At 55.0% G+C, this 21,902-nt stretch carries 24 protein-coding genes; 11 read left to right on the top strand and 13 right to left on the bottom strand.

Annotated elements, in window-relative coordinates:
• Positions 1-299 precede the first annotated feature (299 nt).
• From PU624_RS04645 to glpX, 3 genes are all read left to right on the top strand, one after another.
• Positions 300-1,151, top strand: a complete 852-nt coding sequence (locus PU624_RS04645) for an MIP/aquaporin family protein (RefSeq protein ID WP_283546759.1) — start codon at positions 300-302, stop codon at positions 1,149-1,151.
• A gap of 30 nt (positions 1,152-1,181) precedes the next feature.
• Positions 1,182-2,693: a glycerol kinase GlpK gene (glpK, locus tag PU624_RS04640; RefSeq protein WP_090967187.1), complete on the top strand. Its 1,512-nt coding sequence runs from the start codon at positions 1,182-1,184 to the stop codon at positions 2,691-2,693.
• Positions 2,694-2,789: 96 nt separating this feature from the next.
• Positions 2,790-3,800 carry a class II fructose-bisphosphatase gene (gene glpX / locus PU624_RS04635; RefSeq protein WP_283546758.1) on the top strand — a complete coding sequence of 337 codons (1,011 nt, stop codon included), beginning with the start codon at positions 2,790-2,792 and terminating at the stop codon, positions 3,798-3,800.
• Here glpX and emrD read toward each other — a convergent pair.
• Complete coding sequence (gene emrD / locus PU624_RS04630) at positions 3,790-4,983, bottom strand: multidrug efflux MFS transporter EmrD (RefSeq protein ID WP_283546757.1); 1,194 nt, start codon at positions 4,981-4,983, stop codon at positions 3,790-3,792. The genes glpX and emrD overlap by 11 nt on opposite strands.
• A 273-nt stretch (positions 4,984-5,256) precedes the next feature.
• Between emrD and fpr the strand changes: the two genes are divergently transcribed.
• Positions 5,257-6,003, top strand: a complete 747-nt coding sequence (fpr, locus tag PU624_RS04625) for a ferredoxin--NADP(+) reductase (RefSeq protein ID WP_283546756.1) — start codon at positions 5,257-5,259, stop codon at positions 6,001-6,003.
• On the opposite strand, the gene PU624_RS04620 is transcribed toward fpr, so the two are convergent.
• Entirely contained in the window at positions 5,994-6,428 is a 435-nt protein-coding gene (locus PU624_RS04620; RefSeq protein WP_283546755.1) for a DUF805 domain-containing protein, read from the bottom strand. The genes fpr and PU624_RS04620 overlap by 10 nt on opposite strands.
• A gap of 98 nt (positions 6,429-6,526) precedes the next feature.
• Here PU624_RS04620 and PU624_RS04615 point away from each other — a divergent pair, with 98 nt between their 5' ends.
• Positions 6,527-7,117 carry a DUF1454 family protein gene (locus PU624_RS04615; RefSeq protein ID WP_283546754.1) on the top strand — a complete coding sequence of 197 codons (591 nt, stop codon included), beginning with the start codon at positions 6,527-6,529 and terminating at the stop codon, positions 7,115-7,117.
• Positions 7,118-7,237: 120 nt separating this feature from the next.
• Positions 7,238-8,005, top strand: coding sequence for a triose-phosphate isomerase (tpiA, locus tag PU624_RS04610; protein WP_010258199.1), 768 nt, complete (start codon positions 7,238-7,240; stop codon positions 8,003-8,005).
• A gap of 28 nt (positions 8,006-8,033) precedes the next feature.
• On the opposite strand, the gene PU624_RS04605 is transcribed toward tpiA, so the two are convergent.
• The 6 genes from PU624_RS04605 to cpxP all read right to left on the bottom strand — a co-directional run bounded on the left by PU624_RS04605 (position 8,034) and on the right by cpxP (position 13,546).
• Positions 8,034-8,807 (bottom strand): CDP-diacylglycerol diphosphatase, encoded by a 774-nt coding sequence (locus PU624_RS04605; RefSeq protein WP_283546753.1) that lies wholly within the window; start codon positions 8,805-8,807, stop codon positions 8,034-8,036.
• Between the two features lie 160 nt (positions 8,808-8,967).
• Positions 8,968-9,957, bottom strand: coding sequence for a sulfate ABC transporter substrate-binding protein (locus tag PU624_RS04600; protein WP_283546752.1), 990 nt, complete (start codon positions 9,955-9,957; stop codon positions 8,968-8,970).
• A gap of 143 nt (positions 9,958-10,100) precedes the next feature.
• The gene (pfkA, locus tag PU624_RS04595; protein ID WP_003851263.1) at positions 10,101-11,063 is read right to left on the bottom strand and encodes a 6-phosphofructokinase; all 963 of its coding nucleotides are present in this window, start codon (positions 11,061-11,063) and stop codon (positions 10,101-10,103) included.
• Between the two features lie 199 nt (positions 11,064-11,262).
• Positions 11,263-12,174 carry a CDF family cation-efflux transporter FieF gene (gene fieF / locus PU624_RS04590; protein ID WP_283546751.1) on the bottom strand — a complete coding sequence of 304 codons (912 nt, stop codon included), beginning with the start codon at positions 12,172-12,174 and terminating at the stop codon, positions 11,263-11,265.
• A gap of 251 nt (positions 12,175-12,425) precedes the next feature.
• Positions 12,426-12,581 carry a con-10 family general stress protein gene (locus PU624_RS04585; protein ID WP_003851267.1) on the bottom strand — a complete coding sequence of 52 codons (156 nt, stop codon included), beginning with the start codon at positions 12,579-12,581 and terminating at the stop codon, positions 12,426-12,428.
• A 455-nt stretch (positions 12,582-13,036) separates the two neighbouring features.
• Positions 13,037-13,546, bottom strand: a complete 510-nt coding sequence (gene cpxP, locus PU624_RS04580; RefSeq protein WP_003851271.1) for a cell-envelope stress modulator CpxP — start codon at positions 13,544-13,546, stop codon at positions 13,037-13,039.
• Between the two features lie 148 nt (positions 13,547-13,694).
• Here cpxP and cpxR point away from each other — a divergent pair, with 148 nt between their 5' ends.
• The 3 genes from cpxR to trmL are packed head-to-tail and all read left to right on the top strand — an operon-like array spanning position 13,695 to position 16,278.
• Positions 13,695-14,393 (top strand): envelope stress response regulator transcription factor CpxR, encoded by a 699-nt coding sequence (gene cpxR / locus PU624_RS04575; protein ID WP_009088062.1) that lies wholly within the window; start codon positions 13,695-13,697, stop codon positions 14,391-14,393.
• Positions 14,390-15,769: an envelope stress sensor histidine kinase CpxA gene (gene cpxA / locus PU624_RS04570; RefSeq protein WP_179899243.1), complete on the top strand. Its 1,380-nt coding sequence runs from the start codon at positions 14,390-14,392 to the stop codon at positions 15,767-15,769. The genes cpxR and cpxA overlap by 4 nt, the downstream gene beginning before the upstream one ends.
• A 35-nt stretch (positions 15,770-15,804) precedes the next feature.
• A complete protein-coding gene (gene trmL / locus PU624_RS04565; RefSeq protein WP_283546750.1) occupies positions 15,805-16,278 on the top strand; it encodes a tRNA (uridine(34)/cytosine(34)/5-carboxymethylaminomethyluridine(34)-2'-O)-methyltransferase TrmL in 474 nt (157 codons plus the stop codon).
• Here trmL and cysE read toward each other — a convergent pair.
• From cysE to PU624_RS04540, 5 genes are all read right to left on the bottom strand, one after another.
• Complete coding sequence (cysE, locus tag PU624_RS04560; protein ID WP_090967199.1) at positions 16,275-17,096, bottom strand: serine O-acetyltransferase; 822 nt, start codon at positions 17,094-17,096, stop codon at positions 16,275-16,277. The genes trmL and cysE overlap by 4 nt on opposite strands.
• A gap of 68 nt (positions 17,097-17,164) precedes the next feature.
• Positions 17,165-18,181, bottom strand: coding sequence for an NAD(P)H-dependent glycerol-3-phosphate dehydrogenase (gene gpsA / locus PU624_RS04555; RefSeq protein WP_283546749.1), 1,017 nt, complete (start codon positions 18,179-18,181; stop codon positions 17,165-17,167).
• Positions 18,181-18,651: a protein-export chaperone SecB gene (secB, locus tag PU624_RS04550; RefSeq protein WP_179899239.1), complete on the bottom strand. Its 471-nt coding sequence runs from the start codon at positions 18,649-18,651 to the stop codon at positions 18,181-18,183. Before secB ends, gpsA begins: the two co-directional genes overlap by 1 nt.
• Positions 18,652-18,689: 38 nt before the next feature.
• Complete coding sequence (gene grxC / locus PU624_RS04545; RefSeq protein WP_283546748.1) at positions 18,690-18,944, bottom strand: glutaredoxin 3; 255 nt, start codon at positions 18,942-18,944, stop codon at positions 18,690-18,692.
• Positions 18,945-18,963: 19 nt separating this feature from the next.
• Entirely contained in the window at positions 18,964-19,395 is a 432-nt protein-coding gene (locus PU624_RS04540) for a rhodanese-like domain-containing protein (protein ID WP_109653815.1), read from the bottom strand.
• Positions 19,396-19,647: 252 nt separating this feature from the next.
• Here PU624_RS04540 and envC point away from each other — a divergent pair, with 252 nt between their 5' ends.
• A complete protein-coding gene (gene envC, locus PU624_RS04535) occupies positions 19,648-20,949 on the top strand; it encodes a murein hydrolase activator EnvC (protein ID WP_283546747.1) in 1,302 nt (433 codons plus the stop codon).
• A gap of 3 nt (positions 20,950-20,952) precedes the next feature.
• Positions 20,953-21,855, top strand: coding sequence for a divergent polysaccharide deacetylase family protein (locus PU624_RS04530; RefSeq protein WP_283546746.1), 903 nt, complete (start codon positions 20,953-20,955; stop codon positions 21,853-21,855).
• The last annotated feature ends 47 nt before the right edge of the window (positions 21,856-21,902 follow it).

The raw sequence follows: 21,902 nt of genomic DNA, 5'->3' as shown, positions 1-21,902 counted from the left end.
CCGCTGCGGGCGCAGTCTGTAACACTTTTCAGCCAATCCCTGAATTTACGTTGCGCTTACTGAGGCTGCTTTCTGGTACTGGTCCGTCCTCCCTGTAATCAGGCGCGAATATGGGCTAAGGAAAGCCAGAATACGCGAAAACGCGCATTTTTATGACACAGTACACAAAAAACGATTTCGCTATTTCTCGTTTATGTTCGTTAACGATAAATTCACATCAGCCCTACATTAAAGCTGGGTGCCTCATGGAATGAGAACAAAAACTGATAAAATTTAACCTCGCTTCAGGAACCACTATTATGAGTCAGACAACTAACACGCTCAAAGGTCAGTGTATTGCCGAATTTCTGGGGACAGGCTTGATTATTTTCTTTGGTGCAGGCTGTGTGGCTGCACTGAAACTCGCCGGTGCCGCCTTCGGTCAGTGGGAAATCTGCATCATCTGGGGCTTAGCGGTCTCAATGGCTGTCTATCTTACCGCTGGGGTATCAGGCGCACATCTGAACCCTGCCGTTACGGTTGCACTCTGTCTGTTCGCCAACTTCGAAGGCCGTAAAGTGGTGCCGTATATTCTGGCGCAAATCGCCGGAGCATTCTGCGCAGCCGCGCTGGTTTATGGTCTCTACTACAGCCTGTTTGTCGATTACGAACAAAGTCATCAGATGGTACGCGGCTCGGTTCAGAGTCTGGATCTGGCGGGTATCTTCTCAACCTATCCTAACCCGCACATCAGCGTAGGCCAGGCGTTCCTGGTTGAGATGGTGATTACCGCAGTGCTTATGGCGGTGATTATGGCGCTGACTGATGATGGCAACGGTGTTCCGCGTGGACCGATGGCGCCACTGTTGATCGGCCTGCTGGTCGCGGTGATTGGTGGCTCAATGGGTCCACTGACCGGCTTTGCTCTTAACCCGGCGCGTGATTTCGGACCTAAGCTGTTCGCCTTCTTTGCAGGCTGGGGTAACGTTGCCTTCACAGGTGGTAAAGATATTCCTTACTTCCTGGTCCCAATTTTTGGCCCGCTGGTCGGTGCATGCCTGGGTGCAGTCGGTTATCGCACACTGATTGGTCGCTACCTGCCAGGTGCCGCACAGGAACCCAGCGTTCCAGCAGAAAAACCGGTTGCGCGCGCTCAGCAGCGTAAAGCGTAAGTTTCACTTTTTATCATCAGGACTGAATTTATGACTACCACAGATAAAAAATATATCGTCGCGCTCGATCAGGGCACAACCAGTTCACGTGCCGTCGTTCTCGACCACGATTCTAATATCATCGCGGTATCGCAGCGCGAATTTACCCAGATCTACCCGAAAGCCGGTTGGGTTGAACATGACCCGATGGATATCTGGGCTTCACAAAGCTCAACGCTGGTTGAAGTGCTGGCCCATGCCGACATCCGCTCTGATGAGATCGCGGCAATCGGTATCACCAACCAGCGCGAAACCGCTATCGTCTGGGAAAAAGAGACCGGCAAGCCGATCTACAACGCCATCGTCTGGCAGGATCCCCGCACCGCCGACTACTGCCACAAACTGAAGAAAGAGGGTCTGGAAGAGTACATCCAGCACACCACCGGTCTGGTGATTAACCCTTACTTCTCCGGGACCAAAGTGAAGTGGATTCTGGACCACGTTGAAGGCTCACGTGAGCGTGCAAAACGTGGCGAGCTGCTGTTCGGTACCGTCGATACCTGGCTGGTCTGGAAAATGACTCAGGGTCGCGTGCACATCACCGACTACACCAACGCCTCCCGTACCATGATGTTCAACATTCACAAGCTGGAGTGGGATCAGCGCATGCTGGATATCCTGGATATCCCGCGTGAAATGCTGCCAGAAGTGAAGTCCTCTTCTGAAGTCTACGGCCAGACCAACATCGGCGGTAAAGGCGGTACACGTATTCCAATCGCTGGTATCGCCGGTGACCAGCAGGCCGCGCTGTATGGCCAGCTGTGTGTACAGCCTGGCATGGCGAAAAATACCTACGGCACCGGCTGCTTCATGCTGATGAACACCGGTACTGAAGCGGTGACCTCAACCCACGGCCTGCTGACCACGATCGCCTGTGGCCCGCGCGGTGAAGTGAACTATGCGCTGGAAGGTGCCGTGTTTATCGGTGGTGCCTCTATTCAGTGGCTGCGTGATGAGATGAAGCTGATCAGTGAAGCGGCTGACTCTGAATACTTCGCGATGAAAGTGAAAGACACCAACGGCGTTTACATGGTGCCTGCTTTCACCGGCCTGGGCGCACCTTACTGGGACCCGTATGCCCGTGGTGCCATCTTCGGCCTGACGCGCGGTGCCAACTCTAACCACATCATCCGCGCGACACTGGAGTCGATCGCTTATCAGACGCGTGACGTGCTGGAAGCGATGCAGAACGATGCTAATACCCGTCTGCAGGCGTTGCGTGTGGATGGTGGTGCAGTGTCCAACAACTTCCTGATGCAGTTCCAGGCTGACATCCTCGGCACCCGTGTTGAGCGTCCGGAAGTGCGTGAAGTGACCGCGCTGGGTTCTGCGTATCTTGCCGGTCTGGCTGTTGGCTTCTGGCAGGATCTGGATGAAGTGCGCTCGAAAGCCGTTATCGAGCGTGAGTTCCGTCCAAGCCTGGAAACCACCGAGCGTAACTTCCGTTATGCTGGCTGGAAAAAAGCGGTTGCCCGCGCACAGGCGTGGGAAGAACAGGAGTAATATCAACGCCCGCGATGCTGGTCGTCGCGGGCCTTTTCCCCGCCCCACTCCCCCGCTGTGTTACACTGCCTGCCGGTTTTTTGTCAGGTAGATGCCATGAAACGAGAACTTGCCATTGAATTTTCCCGCGTAACCGAAGCTGCCGCCCTGGCAGGCTATCACTGGTTAGGACGCGGCGACAAAAATGCGGCTGACGGCGCGGCTGTCCATGCCATGCGTCATGTCCTGAACTCCATTGAAATTGACGGTCAGATTGTGATCGGTGAAGGCGAAATCGACGAAGCCCCGATGCTCTATATCGGTGAAAAAGTCGGTACCGGTCGCGGCGATGCCGTCGACATTGCCGTCGATCCGATTGAAGGGACCCGCATGACGGCGCTCGGCCAGGCGAATGCGCTGGCGGTGATGGCCGTGGGCGATAAAGGCAGCTTTCTGCACGCCCCGGATATGTATATGGAAAAACTGATCGTGGGCCCGGCTGCGCATGGCGCGATCAACCTCGACCTGCCGCTGGAAACCAACCTGCGTAATATCGCGATAGCGATGAACAAACCACTGTCGCAGCTGACCGTGTCGATTCTGGCAAAGCCGCGTCACGATGCAGTGATTAGCCAGTTGCAGCAGCTGGGCGTGCGGGTGTTTACCTTCCCGGATGGCGATGTCGCCGCCTCGATTCTGACCTGCATGCCTGACAGCGAAGTGGATGTGATGTATGGCATCGGCGGCGCACCGGAAGGCGTCGTCTCCGCAGCGGTGATCCGTGCGCTGGATGGCGATATGCAGGGCCGGTTGCTGGCGCGTCACCACGTCAAAGGCGACAGCGCTGAAAACCGTCTGCTTGGTGAGCAGGAGCTGCAGCGCTGTGCAGAGATGGGAATTGAAGCGGGTAAGAAGCTGACGCTGAGTGAGATGGCGCGCAACGACAACGTCGTGTTTGCCGCCACCGGCATTACCAGTGGCGAGTTACTGAAAGGCATTACGCGTCAGGGCAATATCGCCACCAGCGAAACCCTGCTGATTCGCGGTAAATCACGCACCATTCGCCGCATCCAGTCGATTCACTATCTCGACCACAAAGATCCGGCGCTCCATCCGTTTATCCTGTAACCGGCTGGTTGCCGCGCTCCGGCTGACGTGAGAGCGGCAACCAACAGAGCAGCATCACCAGCGCGGTGAAGAACATCAGCATCCCAAGGCTGAACTGATCGCGCTGCGGCATCATGGCTGACAGCCACGCCACCAGGCCCGATCCCAGGTTCTGCATCCCGCCAATCAGCGCACCCGCGCTCCCTGCCAGCCAGGCATAGGGTTCCATTGCCCCTGAGGTCGCCAGCGGAAACAGCATGCCAGCGCCAAAGAAGAACAGCGCGGCAGGCACCAGCAGCGTCCAGATATTCATCACGCCGAACCACGCCGGGATCCACATCATAATGCCCGCCAGCAGACAGCTATTCACGCCCCACCACATCAGGCTGTGCCATGAACCCTGCTCGCGTCCGGCAAACCAGGCACCGAAGAACGCCGCCGGAATGGGCAGAATGAACAGGATGCTGACGGTCAGGCTGTGCAGACCGAGCACGCCGCCCAGCAGCACGCCACAGCTCGACTCAAATACTGCAATGCCAGCCAGCGCGCCAATCAGCAGCACAATGTAGCGGACGAAATTCGCGTCGCTGAGCAGGCGGGCGTAGCGTTTGAAGAAAGGGGTCACTTCCGCACCCTGCGGCCGGGTCTCCGGCAGCCAGCGCGCCATCGACAGCGTTACCGCCAGGCAGAGCAGCAGCAGGAAAGCGAAACAGGCGTGCCAGCCAAAGAGCTGGGTCAGCAGTGCGCCAATCACCGGCGCCAGTAACGGGCTGACCAGAATGCCCATATTAAGCAGGCTGTTAGCGCGGCGCAGCGCGTGACCCTCGTAGAGATCACGCGGCATGGTGCGGGCCATTACGCCCGCTACGCCGGTTCCCAGTCCCTGAATCGCGCTGCCAAGCACCAGCATATCGAGTGATGTCGCCATCAGCGCCGTGACTGCACCGATCATAAAGATCATCATGCCCGCCAGGATCACCGGACGCCGGCCCACGCTGTCTGACAGCGGGCCGTAGATCAGCTGGGATCCGCCATAGGTCATCAGATAAGCCGCCATCACACGCTGCAGCGCACCATCCCGCACATTCAGCGCGTCTGCCATCACCGACATCGCCGGAACATAGATGGTCTGTGCCATCTGCCCGACGGCCACCAGCACAATAAGCATCACCAGCAGTGGGCGATTTTCCAGTTTACTAATCATGATTATGCAAAATTTCTTTCTGTGAAAGGAGGTTAAAGCAGCGGTTCACCCGCCAGTCTTCGTGTTATGGCGGGCAAAATATCAGGATTAGATGACAAAGCGAGAGGCAGGCCAAAAGGTCCCGGCTTGCGCCTGTCAAGTTTATGCGCCAGCCTGTAAAGACAAAACAACAGTTTGTCGATTAGAGCCTTTGCCAGGGCGCAGGCTGGCATTCTCACCGGCTAGTCGCGAAAATAGTGACCTGCCTGAATAATCAACAACCAGGGAGTGATTATGGCTGAGTGGGTCAATGCTGAAGTAAAGGAAGTGAAAAACTGGACGGATGCGCTGTTCAGTCTCCGGGTAAAAGCGCCCATCGATCCCTTTATCGCCGGGCAATTTGCCAAGCTGGCACTGGAAATCGACGGTGAGCGGGTGCAGCGCGCCTACTCCTACGTTAATTCGCCGAAAGATGATCTGCTGGAGTTTTACCTGGTCACCGTGCCCGATGGCAAGCTGAGTCCGCATCTGCAGGCACTCCAGCCTGGCGATCAGGTGATGGTCACGAAAGAGGCCGCGGGATTCTTTGTGCTGGATGAAGTCCCGGAGTGCAAAACCTTATGGATGCTGGCAACCGGCACCGCTATTGGTCCTTACCTTTCCATGCTGCAGCAGGGCGAAGGACTGGATCGCTTTGAAAACATCGTGCTGGTCCATGCCGCACGCTATGCAGCTGACCTGAGCTTTTTACCCTTAATGCAGCAGCTGCAGCAGCGCTATCAGGGCAAGCTGCACATCCAGACGGTGGTGAGCCGCGAAGCGATTCCCGGTTCGCTGACGGGCCGGGTTCCGGCGCTGATCGAAAATGGTGAACTGGAGCGTGCCACCGGATTAACGCTGGATGCCGACAGCAGCCATGTGATGCTGTGCGGCAACCCGCAGATGGTACGTGATACCCAGCAATTACTGAAAGAGACGCGTGAGATGCGTAAGCACCTGAAGCGCAAGCCGGGTCATATCACCAGCGAACATTACTGGTGAGCCGTTTGCCGGTATCGCACCGGCTGGGTCGCGGTACCAAACCGGTTAGCGCCGGGGGTGCCGCGAAAAACGCCGAGTTCGAGTACCAGGCCAGCCAGTAACACAAATGGAATGGCGCGACCCAGCAGCCAGGGCAGAATCCCGCTCAGCATGCTCCAGTTTCCCGCCACCAGCAGCCAGGCCACAATCACCAGAAATCCCCAGTAGCCGGGACGATTGCGATCGTGCAGGCGTTTAACAATGACTGCGCTGGCGGGCCACAGCAGGCAGACCACGCCAAAAGCCGCCATCTGGGTATCAACCCAGTCATTAGCTGCCAGGGCGAATAACAGTGTCGTTGTCAGCAACCAGACTGCCTGCCAGATCCAGAAATCACGTCGTCCCAGCCGGCCGCGCCAGGAAAAACACCATTGTTGTAACGTCATGCATTATCATCCAGAGAGAAGAGAACCGCCGCGCTTTTGACCTCGCGGATAAAAACCGTTTTAATTTGCGCCTGAGTTTACGGGTTAGGATCGACAAAATGAAGAATTTGCCTGGCGCACTGCTGTTATCGTTTGCGCTGACGGTTCCGGTCTTTGCCGCCGATCCGCCACCGCAGGAACGGCCCGACGCGTTGCCCACCGCGCCCTATCTGCTGGCGGGCGCTCCCACCTTTGACATGACTATCGGCCAGTTTCGCGAAAAGTATAATCTGGCCAATGCGACGCTGATGCTGCCGGAATATCGCGCCATTGATAACCGGGGTGACAAAAGTAACCTGACGCGCGCCGCCAGCAAAATCAATGAAACGCTCTATGCCTCTACCGCGCTGGAGCCCGGCACCGGCAAAATTAAGACGCTGCAGATTACCTGGCTGCCCCTGCCAGGACCAGACCAGAATGCCTCGCAGCAAAAAGCGCTGGCCTACATGACTGCCATGCTGCGCTTCTTTGTACCAGGCCTCAGCGCCGAAGAGGGACGTAAAAAGCTGGAAGGTTTGCTGAAGGAAGGTAAGGATTTGCCCTACTTTGCGCAGGTCGACGGCGCGCTCCGTTTTGTGGTGGCCGACAACGGCGACAAGGGGCTGACTTTCGCCATTGAGCCGGTAAAACTGGCGCTCGCAACCCCCTGAGGATGTGGCTGAAAATGACGAAAAGCAAAGCCATCGCTACATTTGATCTCTATACTGTCTGGCAGACAACGCTGCCAGCTGGCAGCGACTTTTCATGTATCGCTTTATGCGGAGGATAGAATGCGACATCCACTGGTTATGGGTAACTGGAAGTTGAATGGCAGCAAGCAGATCACAGCTGAACTGATCGCGGGTCTGCGCAAGGAACTGTCTGGCGTTGAGGGTTGTGGCGTCGCCATTGCACCGCCAGCGCTCTATCTCGAGCAGGCAAAACACGCCATCTCCGGTAGCCACATCGCACTGGGTGCGCAGAACGTGGACGTTAACCTGTCTGGCGCGTTTACCGGTGAAGTTTCCGCAGAAATGCTGAAAGATATCGGCGCGAAATACATCATTATCGGTCACTCAGAACGCCGCACTTACCACAAAGAGAGCGACGAGTTCATCGCGAAGAAATACGCGGTACTGAAGTCAGTGGGTCTGGTTCCGGTGCTGTGCATTGGTGAGACCGAAGCAGAAAACGAAGCGGGTAAAACCGAAGAAGTCTGCGCTCGTCAGCTGGATGCCGTTCTGGAAACGCAGGGCGCCGAAGCGTTCAAAGATGCGGTCATCGCGTATGAGCCAGTCTGGGCCATCGGTACCGGCAAATCTGCGACCCCTGCTCAGGCACAGGCCGTGCACAAATTCATTCGTGATCATATCGCGAAGAAAGATGCGGCTATCGCAGAACAGGTCATCATTCAGTACGGCGGTTCAGTAAACGACAAGAACGCTGCTGAGCTGTTCACCCAGCCTGATATCGATGGCGCGCTGGTTGGCGGTGCGTCACTGAAAGCAGATGCTTTCGCGGTCATCGTTAAAGCTGCGGCGGCTGCAAAAAGCGCCTAAGCATTAGCATACCGGTAAGGGGCGGCGCTTAAGCCGCCTTTTTTATGGGCGCAATCAGCTCACAGGCGTGATCCTGCAACTCCTCCGCCGACCCACTGTTCAGCAGCAGCCAGTTCCGCTCTATCGCCATCAGCACCAGTCGCCCATCGCTTAACGCAGCCAGTGCCAGCCCATATTTCCCCATCTCTGTGCGTGCCTCTGACCGCTCATCGGCCAGCCGGATAAAGGCACTCTGCTGAGTCAGCTCATCCGGCGTCAGGGCCCGCAGCCAGTAGTGATGCTTATGCAGCGTGATCGCCTGCCACTGGCCGCTAAGCTGTGGCGAAAGCTGATCCAGCTGCTGACGCACATCGGGTCGCAGACAGGAGAGATGAATATGGAGCTGGTTCTGCGTGCGGCCATACTGTGAATTGATCGCCAGTGACAGAACCCGATCGGCAATGGGTGAGCCGCGTCGCTGTGCAAGCAGGGTTCGTTCATGCCACGCAAGGGCAAAGTAGTTGGGCGTAGCGGGTTGCAGTAACCGCGGGCTTTCGATGCCGGTGATTTTGTCGAGCGGGATCAGCAGATACTGTAACGGCCCATTCCTGTCTTTCAGCATGGCATAGCGATGAAGCTGATCGACACGCTGACAGGGCGCCGGATCTCCGCGGCTCTGCTGATGAGGCACACATTTCTGGCTGACGATCTGCCACAGCGCATCACTGTTCTTTTTGAAATGCAGTGCGGCAGCCAGTATCCCCGCAATGACCAGCACCAGCAGAACCGCAACCAGGCTGGTTGCACGACGATTTGTCGGCATAACAACGCTTCCTGAATGGTTTAGCAGCCTGCATCCTCGCCTGGCGGGAAAAAAATGTCACGGGGAATTCGGGCAGATAACCCAGCAGCCGGGCAGAGAAAAGAGAAAGGTGGGGTTGTTGCGGATAAGCGGTCAGCGCGGGGGCGCTGACCGCAATCTATTACGGTTTCATGACCTGGTCATAGCTGCCGCCATCGGCGAAGTGCGCTTTCTGAGCCTGTGCCCAGCCACCAAACTTGTCCTGAATGGTGAACAGCTTCACCGGCGCAAACTGGCTGGCAAATTTCTTCGCGATTTCTGCATCACGCGGACGATAGTAGTTCTGGGCAGCGATAGTCTGGCCTTCTGGCGAGTAGAGGTATTTCAGATAGGCGTCTGCGACTTTGCGCGTTCCCTTTTCATCTACCACTTTATCGACCACGGACACGGTCGGTTCAGCCAGAATCGATTCGCTCGGGGTGACAATCTCGAACTTGTCTTTACCCAGTTTGTTAACCGCCAGATAAGCTTCGTTTTCCCAGGCAATCAGCACATCACCAATCCCGCGTTCAACGAAGGTGTTGGTTGCGCCACGCGCGCCGGAATCCTGCACTTCAACGTTTTTAAACAGCGCTCTGACGTATGCCAGCGCTTTAGCCTGATCGCCATTGTTATGATCCAGCGCCCAGCCCCAGGCCGCCAGATAGTTCCAGCGTGCGCCGCCGGAGGTTTTCGGGTTAGGGGTAATCACGGACACGCCGGGTTTGGTCAGGTCGCTCCAGTCGTGAATGCCCTTGGGATTATCTTTGCGGACCAGGAAGACAATGGTTGACGTGTAAGGCGCAGAGTTGTCTGGCAGACGCTTAATCCAGTTCTTATCAATACGACCGCGTTCTGCAATGGCATCGACATCCGATTGCAACGCCAGCGTGACCACATCCGCACGGATGCCGTTAATCACTGAGGTTGCCTGTTTGCCGGAGCCGCCATGCGACTGACGGACCACGACATTATCGCCGGTTTCCTGTTTGTAGTGCGCACTGAACGCTTTGTTGTACTGTTCGTACAGCTCACGCGTTGGATCGTAGGAAACGTTTAACAGCTGAATGTCTTTCGCCAGAACGCTGGTTGAGGCCAGCAACAGGGTAACGCCGATACTCCACTTGTTCATTACGCACTCTCCCAATGTCGTTATGGGCTAAGCGTGACATAAACCATTACAGAGCTAAAAGAATTAAAAATAAGCTGTTATAACCGTGGGGAATATAGAAGGAGGATGCCGGGGCGTGCTTTGCAGCACACCCCGCAGAAGAATCAGTAGAGTTTCTTCGCCGTGTCGAGCCAGTCGCGCTTGAACGGACGTTTCATGTTTTCAATCGCGTCGACGATGTCGTGATGCACCATCTTCTCATTCTGAATACCCACGCAACGGCCGCCGTAACCCTGCATCAGCAGTTCAATGGAGTAAGCACCCATGCGTGACGCCAGGATACGGTCATACGCACAAGGTGCACCGCCACGCTGAATATGACCCAGTACGGTCGAACGGGTTTCACGTTTGGTTTCTGTTTCAATGAAACGCGCCAGATCGTCGATATCGCAGATGTGCTCGGTAATCGCCACGATAGCGTGCTTTTTACCTTTGGCGATGCCCGCTTTGATTTCCGCCACCAGCTCTTCGCGGGTATACGGGAATTCCGGCAGGACGATGAACTCACAGCCACCGGCAATCGCCGCGGCCAGGGTCAGATCGCCACAGTAGCGACCCATCACTTCAACAATCGAAATACGCTGATGTGATGAAGAGGTGTCACGCAGACGGTCAATCGCCTCCACCACGGTTTCCAGCGCAGTGAAATAACCGATGGTGTAATCCGTTCCGGCCACGTCGTTGTCGATGGTGCCAGGCAGACCAATGCAGGGGAAGCCCATTTCAGTCAGGCGCTTAGCCCCCATGTAGGAGCCGTCACCACCAATGACCACCAGCGCATCAATGCCGCGCTTTTTCATATTCTCAATGGCAACCTGACGCACATCTTCATTACGGAACTCAGGGAAACGCGCTGAGCCCAGGAAAGTGCCGCCGCGGTTAATCATGTCAGAGACGCTGTAGCGATCAAGATTGATCATGCGATCTTCGTACAATCCCAGATAACCGTCATAGATCCCAAAAACTTCCAGTCCTTCACTCAGCGCGGAACGAACCACTCCACGAATAGCTGCGTTCATGCCTGGGGCGTCACCGCCGCTGGTTAATACACCAATTTTTTTGATCATGACAACCTCTGGATTGTTCAAAACTAAGGGTTAATCCTGCCTGTCGATCGCTGCTGACAATCATATTTACGACTAGCGCGACATGTGATGGCAGATAGTATATCAAAGGCTTGCTGCTGAATTGATTCAGGTCAGACAACTTTTTACTATTTTTTGCAGCGATGTTAGCGTTACGTCATCCTTTCCGTATCGATTTGATTCATTTACGTAAAAAACCTAACGAATCTTTGGTCTCGAACGGTACCACAGAACAGGGATCCTGATGGATAATTACATCTGACCCGGGAAATTCTTTGCGTAACGCCTTCTCAACCTGATCTGCTACCCGATGCGCCTGCACCAGTGGCAGCTGATCTTCCAGTTCCAGATGAAGCTGAATAAATTTGGTCGGGCCGGACTGGCGTGTGCGCAGATCGTGAACGCCCTGCACCTGCGGCCAGTTTGTCGCGAGCGTCAGGATTTGCTGCCGCTCCTCTTCCGGTAATGCGCGATCCAGCAATGACTGCACCGCCTCGTAACCCATCCGCAATGCACTGTAGAGAATGAAAACGCCAATCCCCAGCGCGAACAGCGCATCCGCCCGGGCAAAGCCATAGCTGCTCAGCACCAGCGCAATCAGAATGGCGCCATTCATGATGACATCCGACTGATAGTGCAACATGTCAGCCCGAATCGCCTGGCTGCGGGTTTTACGCACCACCCAGCGCTGGAAGGCGACCAGCACCAGCGTTGAGCCAAGCGCTACCACAGTCACAATGATACCGACACCCGGTGCCCGCATCTCACTGGGCGAGGCAAGATGCTGCAGGCCGGTCAGAAACAGAAACAGCGCCGAACCGGAAATAAACATACTTTGCGCCAGCGCCGCCAGCGACTCTGCTTTACCGTGCCCGAACGTGTGATCTTCGTCGGCAGGCTGCAGCGCATAACGCACCACCAGCAGATTAGTCAGCGAGGCAGCGATATCCACCAGCGAGTCCACCAGTGAGGCCAGTAGACTTACCGAACCGGTGTACCACCAGGCAAAAATTTTCACGAGTAACAGCACAGACGCAAGAATGGTGGCAGCGAGCGCAGCACGTTTTACCAGTCGGCCATAAGAGGGTTGCATGCCAGATTCCCTATGCGGCATCAGTGAGGATGCGCACTTAAATGGATGAATGGCTGAAGTTTAACACCGGGAGACGGGCTGTGCTTAACGGGTCGTTTACCGGGAAAGGCTCTACTGAGAGGAACAGCTTTAAAGAGCAAGGCAGGCAGAAAAAAACAAGCCCCGACCTTTGAGAGGACGGGGCAAAGTGTCATACACATCATTGCCAGGCCATATTCAGGCCCTGACCGATGCTGAGAAAGCGCCGGCGACTACTTTTTGCCGCCTTTTTTCCCGGCTTCTGATGCTTTTTCACGATCGTTTTTGAAGTTTCCGCCGCCGCTGTTCTGACCACCTTTCTTACCGGCTTCAGACGCTTTTTGCGGATTATCTGCGAAATTACCTGAACCACCACGATGCTCTGCCATAACTTACTCCGTTAATAGATTCATTCAGGACTACATAATGTGGTTGTTGCTCCCTGAGACTTCGCAAAGACACTTAACTTCCCTGCAGTGACAGGATTTAGTGTAGAAGATGCGCCTGAACCAACAAGCGAAACGCGGGAACTGTAGTTGGTTGAAAAATATAAATAATATCTTCACTCAGCTCCTGTAATTCATTTACTTTCAGCGAGTTAGAATATTTTACAGGCGGAAAAACGCTTGCCGGTCCGTTTAAATTTACGTCCAGCCCTGAATAATAAGAAATCGTCGAATCTGATGAATAAAAGCTCAACAAGCGCCAATAAAAAGGGGGTTTTATTGCGAGGTGATGATTCCTGTCAAAATAAAAAAAGTGAAAAAAAGATAAAAAAAACCCCCACCATCATGGCGGGGGAAGACAGGGATGTGTCTATGGCAAGGAAAACAGGGATACTATGTTACTGGTTACTGCTGGTACTACTCACTGCCTGCAGCGATGACGCTGACTGCAAATTCGAAAACTGTCGCAGCTCATTAAGTCGCCGCTGGTAATTCTTCTGTAAAGCCGACTGCTGGGCCGGCGTTAACAGCTGAAACATTTGATTCTGTACGCGCGCCATCTCGACCTGTTGTTCAACCTGAACTCTGGCGATGACTTCCGCCTTCTGACGGATGGCCGCTTCGTTAAACTGGTCTGCCGTCACTAACTCGTGTAGTGCTGCAATATCGTCAATATGAACGACCGGGCGATCATGTCTTGCCTGTTGCATCAGGTCACGCATCTGCTGACGTTGCTCTTCAGTCAGCTCGATACCGTCGAACATGTGGCTTTGCGGATTTTGCGTCATACTGCCTGTCGGCAATCCGCCATGATGCATCTCGTCAATCGTCGTCGCATCTTTAGCATCTGCGCTGGCGACACTCAGAGCCATCGCTGAGGCAAGGACGACGGCGGTTAATTTGCGCATCGTGTACTCCAGTTCGTTCCGTTTTGCGATTCAACGAGAGCCAGTGTACGGCGACAGCTGCAAACATCCGTCAGGGGGTGTAAAACTACGTAAAGCGATGGATAGGTGCGCCAGGAACACGGTATTTTGCCTGCGGAGGGCTACAAAAATGAATAAAATCCTGTTGGTAGATGACGACCGCGAATTAACTTCGCTTTTAAAAGAACTGTTAGAAATGGAAGGGTTTGAAGTGGTGGTAGCCAGCGATGGTGAACAAGCGCTGAACCTGCTCGATAACTCTATTGATCTGCTTTTACTGGATGTCATGATGCCGAAGAAAAACGGTATCGACACCCTGAAAGAACTACGTCAGCAACATCAAACCCCCGTCATCATGCTAACGGCGCGCGGCAGCGAGCTGGATCGTGTACTGGGCCTTGAACTGGGTGCAGATGACTATCTGCCTAAGCCGTTTAACGACCGCGAACTGGTGGCGCGTATCCGCGCTATTCTGCGGCGCTCCAACTGGAGTGAACAGCAGCAGCAACACGATAACAGCTCACCTACGCTGGAAGTGGACTGCCTGCGTCTCAATCCGGGTCGTCAGGAGGCCAGTTTTGATGACGTCACGCTGGATCTTACTGGCACGGAGTTCACCCTGCTCTATCTGCTGGCACAGCATCTGGGCCAGGTCGTGTCGCGTGAACATCTGAGTCAGGAAGTGCTGGGCAAACGCCTGACGCCTTTTGACCGCGCCATTGATATGCATATCTCGAATCTGCGTCGCAAGCTGCCTGAGCGCCGTGACGGTCATCCCTGGTTTAAAACCTTACGTGGCCGCGGCTATCTGATGGTTTCGGCATCATGATTGGAAGTCTGACCACCCGTATCTTCGCCATCTTCTGGTTAACGCTGGCGCTGGTGTTGATGCTGGTGTTAATGGTGCCTAAGCTCGATTCACGTCAGATGACCTCGCTGCTGGAGAGTGAACAGCGGCAGGGCATCATGATTGAGCAACACGTCGAAGCAGAGCTGTCACAGGATCCCCCTAACGATCTGATGTGGTGGCGTCGTCTGTTTCGTGCCGTGGAAAAGTGGGCACCGCCGGGTCAGCGACTGCTGTTAGTGACCAGTGAAGGTCGGGTGATTGGCGCGCAACATAACGAAATGCAGGTTATCCGCAATTTTATCGGCCAGTCTGACAATGCCGATCATCCACAAAAGAAGAAATATGGTCGCGTTGAGCTGGTAGGGCCTTTTGCCGTCCGGGATGGCGAAGATAACTACCAGCTTTACATGATCCGTCCTGCCAACAGTTCCCAGCTCGATTTCGTCAATCTGCTGTTTGACCGTCCCCTGCTACTGCTTATCGTCACCATGCTCATCAGCTCACCGCTGCTGCTGTGGCTGGCGTGGAGCCTGGCACGTCCGGCGCGTAAGCTGAAATACGCTGCCGATGAAGTCGCAAGCGGAAACCTTCGTCAGCATCCGGAACTGGAATCAGGTCCGCAGGAGTTCCTGGCCGCGGGTTCCAGCTTTAACCAGATGGTGAGTGCGCTGGAACGGATGATGACCGGTCAGCAACGTCTGTTATCGGATATCAGCCATGAACTCCGCACCCCGCTTACCCGTCTGCAACTGGCTACCGCGCTGCTGCGTCGGCGTCAGGGCGAAGGTAAGGAGCTGGCCCGCATTGAGATGGAAGCACAGCGTCTTGATGGCATGATCAACGATCTGCTGGTGCTGTCGCGCACCCAGCATAAAAATGCGCTGGTCAGCGAAGCGATGAAGGCGAATCAGTTGTGGAATGGGGTGCTGGAAGATGCCCGTTTCGAAGCTGAGCAGATGGGTAAGAAGATGGATATTCCCTATCCGCCTGGCCCGTGGCCACTTTATGGCAACCCTCATGCGCTGGAGAGTGCACTGGAAAATATCGTACGCAACGCGCTGCGCTATTCACACACGCATATCAGCGTCAGCTTCTCCGTCGATATTTCCGGTATTACGGTACATGTCGATGATGATGGTCCTGGCGTCAGTCCGGAAGATCGCGAACAGATTTTCCGCCCCTTCTACCGTACCGATGAAGCGCGCGATCGTGAATCAGGCGGCACCGGTCTTGGCCTGGCGATTGTCGAAACGGCAGTGCAGCAGCACCGAGGCTGGGTTAAAGCCGATGACAGCCCACTGGGCGGCCTGCGTCTGACTCTCTGGTTGCCGCTCTACTCCTCCGGTCGTCAATAATTTGCTATGCTTCGGCCCCTGTCATCGGGGGCCTTATGCTTAACATCGTCTTGTTTGAACCAGAAATTCCGCCGAATACCGGCAATATCATCCGCCTGTGCGCCAATACGGGCTTCCAGCTTCATCTGATTCAGCCGCTCGGCTTTGCCTGGGATGACAAGCGCTTGCGTCGCGCCGGGCTGGATTACCATGAATTTACAGCCATAAAATTCCATGCTGACTATCAGGCATTTATCGCCACAGAGTCGCCTGAGCGTCTGTTTGCGCTGACGACCAAAGGGACGCCTGCACACAGTGCCGTCGCCTATCAGGCAGGCGATTATCTGCTGTTCGGGCCGGAGAGCCGTGGACTGCCCGCTGAGATCCTGGCCGCATTACCGGCACAGCAAAAAATCCGCATCCCGATGAGAGCAGAAAGCCGCAGTATGAATTTATCGAACGCTGTATCGGTGGTGGTGTATGAAGCGTGGCGCCAGCTCGGTTACGCCGGCGCGCTGATTAAAGACTAGATGCCGTCGCCAAACTGAAAGCCGGCCAGGCTGCCATTGAAGTGCTGATCCATATCCATCGACGGCTTTTCACTGCCTGGCTTACCGACGATCCGCGCGGGAACACCTGCGGCAGTGGTGTGCGGCGGCACGGGCTGTAACACGACGGAACCGGCGCCGATTTTTGCTCCCCTGCCGACTTCAATATTGCCCAGAACTTTCGCACCGGCACCAATCATCACCCCTTCGCGGATTTTCGGATGACGGTCGCCGCTGGTTTTACCGGTTCCGCCCAGCGTCACCGATTGCAGGATCGAGACATCATTCTCCACCACGGCGGTTTCACCGATCACTATGCCGGTGGCATGGTCGAGCATGATGCCGTGGCCGATGTTAGCAGCGGGATGAATATCGACGGCAAAGGAGACGGAGATTTCATTCTGCAGATAAACCGCCAGCGCACGCCGGCCTTCATTCCACAGCCAGTGGCCGATGCGGTAGGCCTGCAGGGCGTGAAAACCTTTGAGATACAGCAGCGGCGTGGAATATTTATCCACTGCCGGGTCGCGCTGACGCACGGCCTGAATATCGTAAGCCGCAGACATTATCATCGACGGATCTTCACGGTAGGCTTCTTCAACGATTTCACGAATGGCGATGGCGGGCATAATCGGGTTAGCCAGCTTGTTAGCCAGCATATAACTCAGTGCGCTACCGAGATTTTCATGCTTAAGCAATGTCGCGTGGAAGAAGCTGGCCAGCATCGGCTCACAATCAGCCAGGGCGCGCGCTTCTGCTTTGATATTATTCCAGACCAGTTCTAACTCATCAGACGACATTGCTGCTTTCTCCCGATAAAAAAAGCGCCTGAATGGGCGCTGCAGGTGATGATGCTACGCGTCCTGCGTTAGCCCGTGCTGTTTTCGTCCTTCCTTGTTCGTCCCAGCAGGCTTAATGCTGCATCTCTCGCCGGTTTTTCGCAATACAGCACCTGATAAATCTGCTCGGTGATCGGCATTTCTACGCCCAGCCTTGCAGCCAGTGCTTTGACTTCTTTGGTGTTTCTGTAGCCTTCTACAACTTGTCCGATAATGCGTTGCGCGCTATCTACATCCTCACCCTGGCCCAGCATCATGCCAAAACGACGATTACGCGACTGATTATCAGTACAGGTCAGCACCAGATCGCCCAGGCCTGCCATCCCCATGAAGGTGGTGGGATCGGCACCCAGCGCTGCGCCTAGGCGGCTCATCTCTGCCAGACCACGGGTGATCAGTGCGGTACGCGCATTCGCGCCAAAACCAATCCCGTCAGACATTCCGGCACCGATAGCAATGACGTTCTTCACCGCGCCGCCCAGCTGTACGCCGACGAAGTCAGGATTGTTATAAACACGGAAACTTTTACCGCAGTGCAGCTTCTGCTGCAGGTCATCAGCAAACTGCGCATCCGTGGCGGCCAGCGCGATGGCGGTCGGTAATCCGGCTGCCAGCTCTTTCGCAAAGGTCGGTCCGGAGATCACCGCCAGCGGTATAGCATCGCCGACAATTTCACGCGCCACATCCTGCAGCAGACGACCCGTCTCTTTTTCCAGCCCTTTGGTCGCCCAGACAATGCGCGAATCTGGCCGCAGATGCGGCTTAATCTGTTGCAGTACATCGCCAAACACATGACTCGGCACCACGACCAGCAAGTCGCGGCTGGCAGCGATAGCGTTGGTCAGATCAGGCTCAAGGGAAAGATTGTCGGGGAACGGGACATCAGGCAGGAAAGCAGTGTTGCAGCGGTCATTCTGAAGTTGCGCCAGATGCGTCGGGTTATGTCCCCACAACAGCACCGGATGGCCGTTACGGGCCAGCGTAATCGCCAAAGCGGTGCCGTAGGATCCGGCACCGATGACGCTAATCGAAGCGTGAGTTGTCATCAGGCATCCTGATGTGGTGCAGCACCTTCTTCACCTTGTTGCTGCTGCAGATAGTTCATGAACAGCGCATCAAAGTTAACCGGTGCCAGGTTCAGCTGCGGGAAGGTACCACGGGATACCAGGCTGGTAATGCATTCGCGTGCATAAGGGAACAGAATGTTCGGGCAGTATGCACCCAGGCAATGTGCCATCTGCGTTCCTTCGATACCGCTGATGGTGAAGATACCCGCCTGCTGAACTTCACACAGGAAAGCGGTCTCTTCACCCACAGTTGCGGTTACAGTCACACGAAGTACCACTTCGTAAACTTCGTCAGCCAGCTGAGAAGATGCAGTGTCCAGATCCAGTTTAACGTCCGGTTCCCACTCTTTCTGGAAAACCTGCGGTGCATTTGGCGCTTCAAAAGAGATGTCTTTAGTGAATACGCGCTGAATCTGGAATTGCATTTCGTTCGTGTTTTGTTCTGACATGTGACCAAATCCTATGTATGAGATTGTCCGGCGTAAAATTACGCCTGCAGTAGTGGATCTAAACCTTCGCGATTATCGAGTGCGAATAAGTCGTCGCAGCCGCCAATGTGCTGCGCATCAATAAAAATCTGAGGCACTGTGGTGCGACCGCTACGCTTGATCATCTCTTCACGTTTCGCCATGTCGCCATCGATGGGGATCTCCTGAAACGATACGCCTTTTTGCGTTAACAGCGCCTTCGCCCGATGGCAGTATGGACAGGTAACCTTGGTATACATTTCAACATTTGCCATGATCAGCACCTCTACAGGATTATTTACCGCGAACTAATGGCAGATTTTCACCGCTCCAGCCACTGATACCGTCTTTCAGCACTGAAACCTGCTCAAAGCCTGCAGCACTCAGATGCGCAGCAGAATCACCCGCGCTTTGTCCGGTTGCACATACTACAATTATGGGCTGTGCTTTATGCTTTGCCAGTTCGTCAATGTTGCCTTTTTTAATCTCAGCGGCTGCCACATTCAGCGCACCTGAAATATGCCCTCTGCGGAAATCGTCGCGCGAACGCACGTCTACAACTACCGCGTCCTCTTTGTTAATCAGGCGGGTTGCTTCACCGCGGCTGATCGTTTTTACCTTAGAGAACATTCCTTTAACGGTAGTCACAATCACCAGAACGAGTAAAACGACCCATGCCAGACTCAGGATGGGGTGATTGCTTGCAAACTGCATAATTTCTTGCATGAGGGGTAACGACTCCAGACCGGGCTAATAAGCTAAAACAAGGGTTCTGAGTATACCTGCGCCACTTCGCATGTACAGATGCTATGCGGCCAGAGTATAGATTTGTGCTTCATTTTCCAAAAAAAGTGGCTGAATAGCAAAAATGGCGTAAGGCTTAATCCATGTCATTGTGAAAGTGGACATAACTGGAAAAGCAAATGCCAGTGGGGAGCACTGGTAAGCGGCGGTTCATCGTGGAATAATCATTGGCCTATGAAGGGAAAAACAACCGTTTCGCACACAAGGACCCGTCCCAACGGCGATAACCTGCCGTTGTTCATACACTTGTCCAGCCTCTCCCTTAGCCTGCTTTGTGCGGGGGCACTGTTATTGCCTGCTGTTGCCCGAAGTGCAGAAGACAGTAAATCTCAGCTTCAGTCCATTCAGCAAAACATTGCTGAGAAAGAGAAAAGTGTCAAAGCGCAGAAGGTACAGCGCAGCAAATTACTCGATCAGCTGCAGAGCCAGGAAAAAATCATTGCTCAGGCGAGCCGTCAGCTGCGTGACACCCGCAATAGCCTCACCGCCCTGAATGACGAGATGAAACAACTCGCCACCTCCATCGCCCGACTTGAAAAACAGCAAACCCGCCAGGAAAACCTGCTTTCAGAGCAACTTGACGCGGCGTTCCGTCAGGGTAAGCACAACGGCGTACAGCTTTTGATGGGCGGTGAAGAGAGCCAGCGCAGTGAGCGTATTCTGGCCTATTTCGGCTATCTGAATGCTGCCCGCCAGAAAAATATCGAATCGCTGCAAAAGACGCGTCAGGATCTGGATGAGCAACGCGCCACGCTGGAGCAGAAGCAACAGCAGCAGAAAGAGTTGTTAACGCAGCAACAGGGCCAGCAGCAGAAGCTGCAACAGGCGAGCGAAGCGCGTAAAAAGACCCTGACGTCACTGGAAAGCGCGCTGGAAAAAGATCAGGCCGATCTGGTCGAGATGCGCCAGAACGAAAGCCGCCTGCAGGATAAGATCGCCCGTGCGGAACGCGAGGCGCGCGAGCGCGCAGCCCGTGAAGCGCGTGAGGCGGAAAAAGTGCGTCAGCGTCAGGCGCAGGCGAAAGCCAAAGGCTCCAGTTATCAGCCCACCCAGAGCGAGCGCGAACTGGTGGCCCGCACCGGTGGACTTGGTCGCGCAGGCGGACAGGCGTTGTGGCCGGTTCGCGGACGCATAGAACATCGCTTTGGTGAACAGCTGCAGGGTGAACTGCGCTGGAAAGGGCTGGTGATTGATGCGCGGGAAGGCACCGAGGTGAAAGCAATCGCCGATGGTCGTGTGCTGATGGCCGACTGGTTACAGGGCTACGGTCTGGTGGTGGTGCTGGAGCATGGTAAAGGCGATATGAGCCTGTATGGCTACAACCAAAGTGCGCTGGTGAGCGTGGGTACGCAGGTGAAGGCAGGACAGCCTATCGCACTGGTGGGCACCAGTGGTGGCCGTGGTACCCCGTCGCTCTATTTTGAAATCCGACGTCAGGGACAGGCCGTCAATCCACTCCCGTGGTTAGGAAGATAGGTTTTGCTGCAACTTCGAAAACTCCCCGTTCTCTTAAGCGCCCTGCTGTTCAGCTACGCTGCACAGGCGGGCAAACTGGCCATCGTCATCGATGATGTCGGCTATCGCCCCGCCGAAGAGAACAAGGTCCTGCAGATGCCGCAGGCTATTTCAGTGGCGGTGTTGCCCAACGCGCCCCACGCCCGTGAAATGGCGACTAAAGCGCATCAGAGTGGTCATGAAGTCCTGATCCATCTGCCGATGGCCCCCCTGAGCAAACAGCCGCTGGAAAAAGATACCTTAACGCCGGAGATGAGCAGCGAAGAGGTCTCCCGCATCATGCGCAATGCCGTTAATAACGTGCCTTATGCCGTTGGTCTGAACAACCATATGGGCAGCAGGATGACCTCAAGCCTGCCCGGCATGCAGAAAGTGATGCAGGCGCTGAACCACTACAATCTCTACTTTCTGGATAGCATGACCATCGCGAACAGTCAGGCTATTCCTGCCGCACAGGGTACTCAGGTTAAAGTATTAAAACGCCGGGTGTTCCTTGATGACAGCCAGGATATTAACGCCATCCGCCAGCAGTTCAGCCGGGCGGTGAAACTGGCGCAGCGCGACGGGTACGCCATTGCGATTGGTCATCCCCACCCGACTACCGTGCGGGTGCTGCAGCAGATGTTACCCACGCTGCCAGCCGACATTACGCTGGTTCGTCCCAGCCAGTTGCTGAACGAATCACTCCGCAGCGGCTCACCGACGCCTGTGGCTCCGGCAAAACCGGTGCCACCTCGCTTCCAGCCTGCCGGCCTGTGTAAACCGAAACAGCCGCTGACGCCGGTTCCTGCTACCAGAGCCTTAACGGTCATTGGCGAAAGTGTGAATAACAGCCCGCTGTTTAAAACGCTAAAAAATCTGTTCTGAATTTGCGATGAATGCTAAGTCGTCGGCTTAGCGTTCATTTATACGCA

It is taken from the genome of Pantoea sp. Lij88, from assembly GCF_030062155.1.
Lineage (GTDB): Bacteria > Pseudomonadota > Gammaproteobacteria > Enterobacterales > Enterobacteriaceae > Pantoea.
Note: the sequence above shows the minus strand (reverse complement) of the source record. Positions and strands in the feature narration are given on the sequence as shown.

Bases quoted from the DNA above. Each gene is read 5' to 3' on its own strand.
- PU624_RS04645 (WP_283546759.1), top strand. From the start codon at position 300: ATGAGTCAGACAACTAACACGCTCAAAGGTCAGTGTATTGCCGAATTT.
- glpK (WP_090967187.1), top strand. From the start codon at position 1,182: ATGACTACCACAGATAAAAAATATATCGTCGCGCTCGATCAGGGCACA.
- glpX (WP_283546758.1), top strand. From the start codon at position 2,790: ATGAAACGAGAACTTGCCATTGAATTTTCCCGCGTAACCGAAGCTGCC.
- emrD (WP_283546757.1), bottom strand. From the start codon at position 4,983: ATGATTAGTAAACTGGAAAATCGCCCACTGCTGGTGATGCTTATTGTG.
- fpr (WP_283546756.1), top strand. From the start codon at position 5,257: ATGGCTGAGTGGGTCAATGCTGAAGTAAAGGAAGTGAAAAACTGGACG.
- PU624_RS04620 (WP_283546755.1), bottom strand. From the start codon at position 6,428: ATGACGTTACAACAATGGTGTTTTTCCTGGCGCGGCCGGCTGGGACGA.
- PU624_RS04615 (WP_283546754.1), top strand. From the start codon at position 6,527: ATGAAGAATTTGCCTGGCGCACTGCTGTTATCGTTTGCGCTGACGGTT.
- tpiA (WP_010258199.1), top strand. From the start codon at position 7,238: ATGCGACATCCACTGGTTATGGGTAACTGGAAGTTGAATGGCAGCAAG.
- PU624_RS04605 (WP_283546753.1), bottom strand. From the start codon at position 8,807: ATGCCGACAAATCGTCGTGCAACCAGCCTGGTTGCGGTTCTGCTGGTG.
- PU624_RS04600 (WP_283546752.1), bottom strand. From the start codon at position 9,957: ATGAACAAGTGGAGTATCGGCGTTACCCTGTTGCTGGCCTCAACCAGC.
- pfkA (WP_003851263.1), bottom strand. From the start codon at position 11,063: ATGATCAAAAAAATTGGTGTATTAACCAGCGGCGGTGACGCCCCAGGC.
- fieF (WP_283546751.1), bottom strand. From the start codon at position 12,174: ATGCAACCCTCTTATGGCCGACTGGTAAAACGTGCTGCGCTCGCTGCC.
- PU624_RS04585 (WP_003851267.1), bottom strand. From the start codon at position 12,581: ATGGCAGAGCATCGTGGTGGTTCAGGTAATTTCGCAGATAATCCGCAA.
- cpxP (WP_003851271.1), bottom strand. From the start codon at position 13,546: ATGCGCAAATTAACCGCCGTCGTCCTTGCCTCAGCGATGGCTCTGAGT.
- cpxR (WP_009088062.1), top strand. From the start codon at position 13,695: ATGAATAAAATCCTGTTGGTAGATGACGACCGCGAATTAACTTCGCTT.
- cpxA (WP_179899243.1), top strand. From the start codon at position 14,390: ATGATTGGAAGTCTGACCACCCGTATCTTCGCCATCTTCTGGTTAACG.
- trmL (WP_283546750.1), top strand. From the start codon at position 15,805: ATGCTTAACATCGTCTTGTTTGAACCAGAAATTCCGCCGAATACCGGC.
- cysE (WP_090967199.1), bottom strand. From the start codon at position 17,096: ATGTCGTCTGATGAGTTAGAACTGGTCTGGAATAATATCAAAGCAGAA.
- gpsA (WP_283546749.1), bottom strand. From the start codon at position 18,181: ATGACAACTCACGCTTCGATTAGCGTCATCGGTGCCGGATCCTACGGC.
- secB (WP_179899239.1), bottom strand. From the start codon at position 18,651: ATGTCAGAACAAAACACGAACGAAATGCAATTCCAGATTCAGCGCGTA.
- grxC (WP_283546748.1), bottom strand. From the start codon at position 18,944: ATGGCAAATGTTGAAATGTATACCAAGGTTACCTGTCCATACTGCCAT.
- PU624_RS04540 (WP_109653815.1), bottom strand. From the start codon at position 19,395: ATGCAAGAAATTATGCAGTTTGCAAGCAATCACCCCATCCTGAGTCTG.
- envC (WP_283546747.1), top strand. From the start codon at position 19,648: ATGAAGGGAAAAACAACCGTTTCGCACACAAGGACCCGTCCCAACGGC.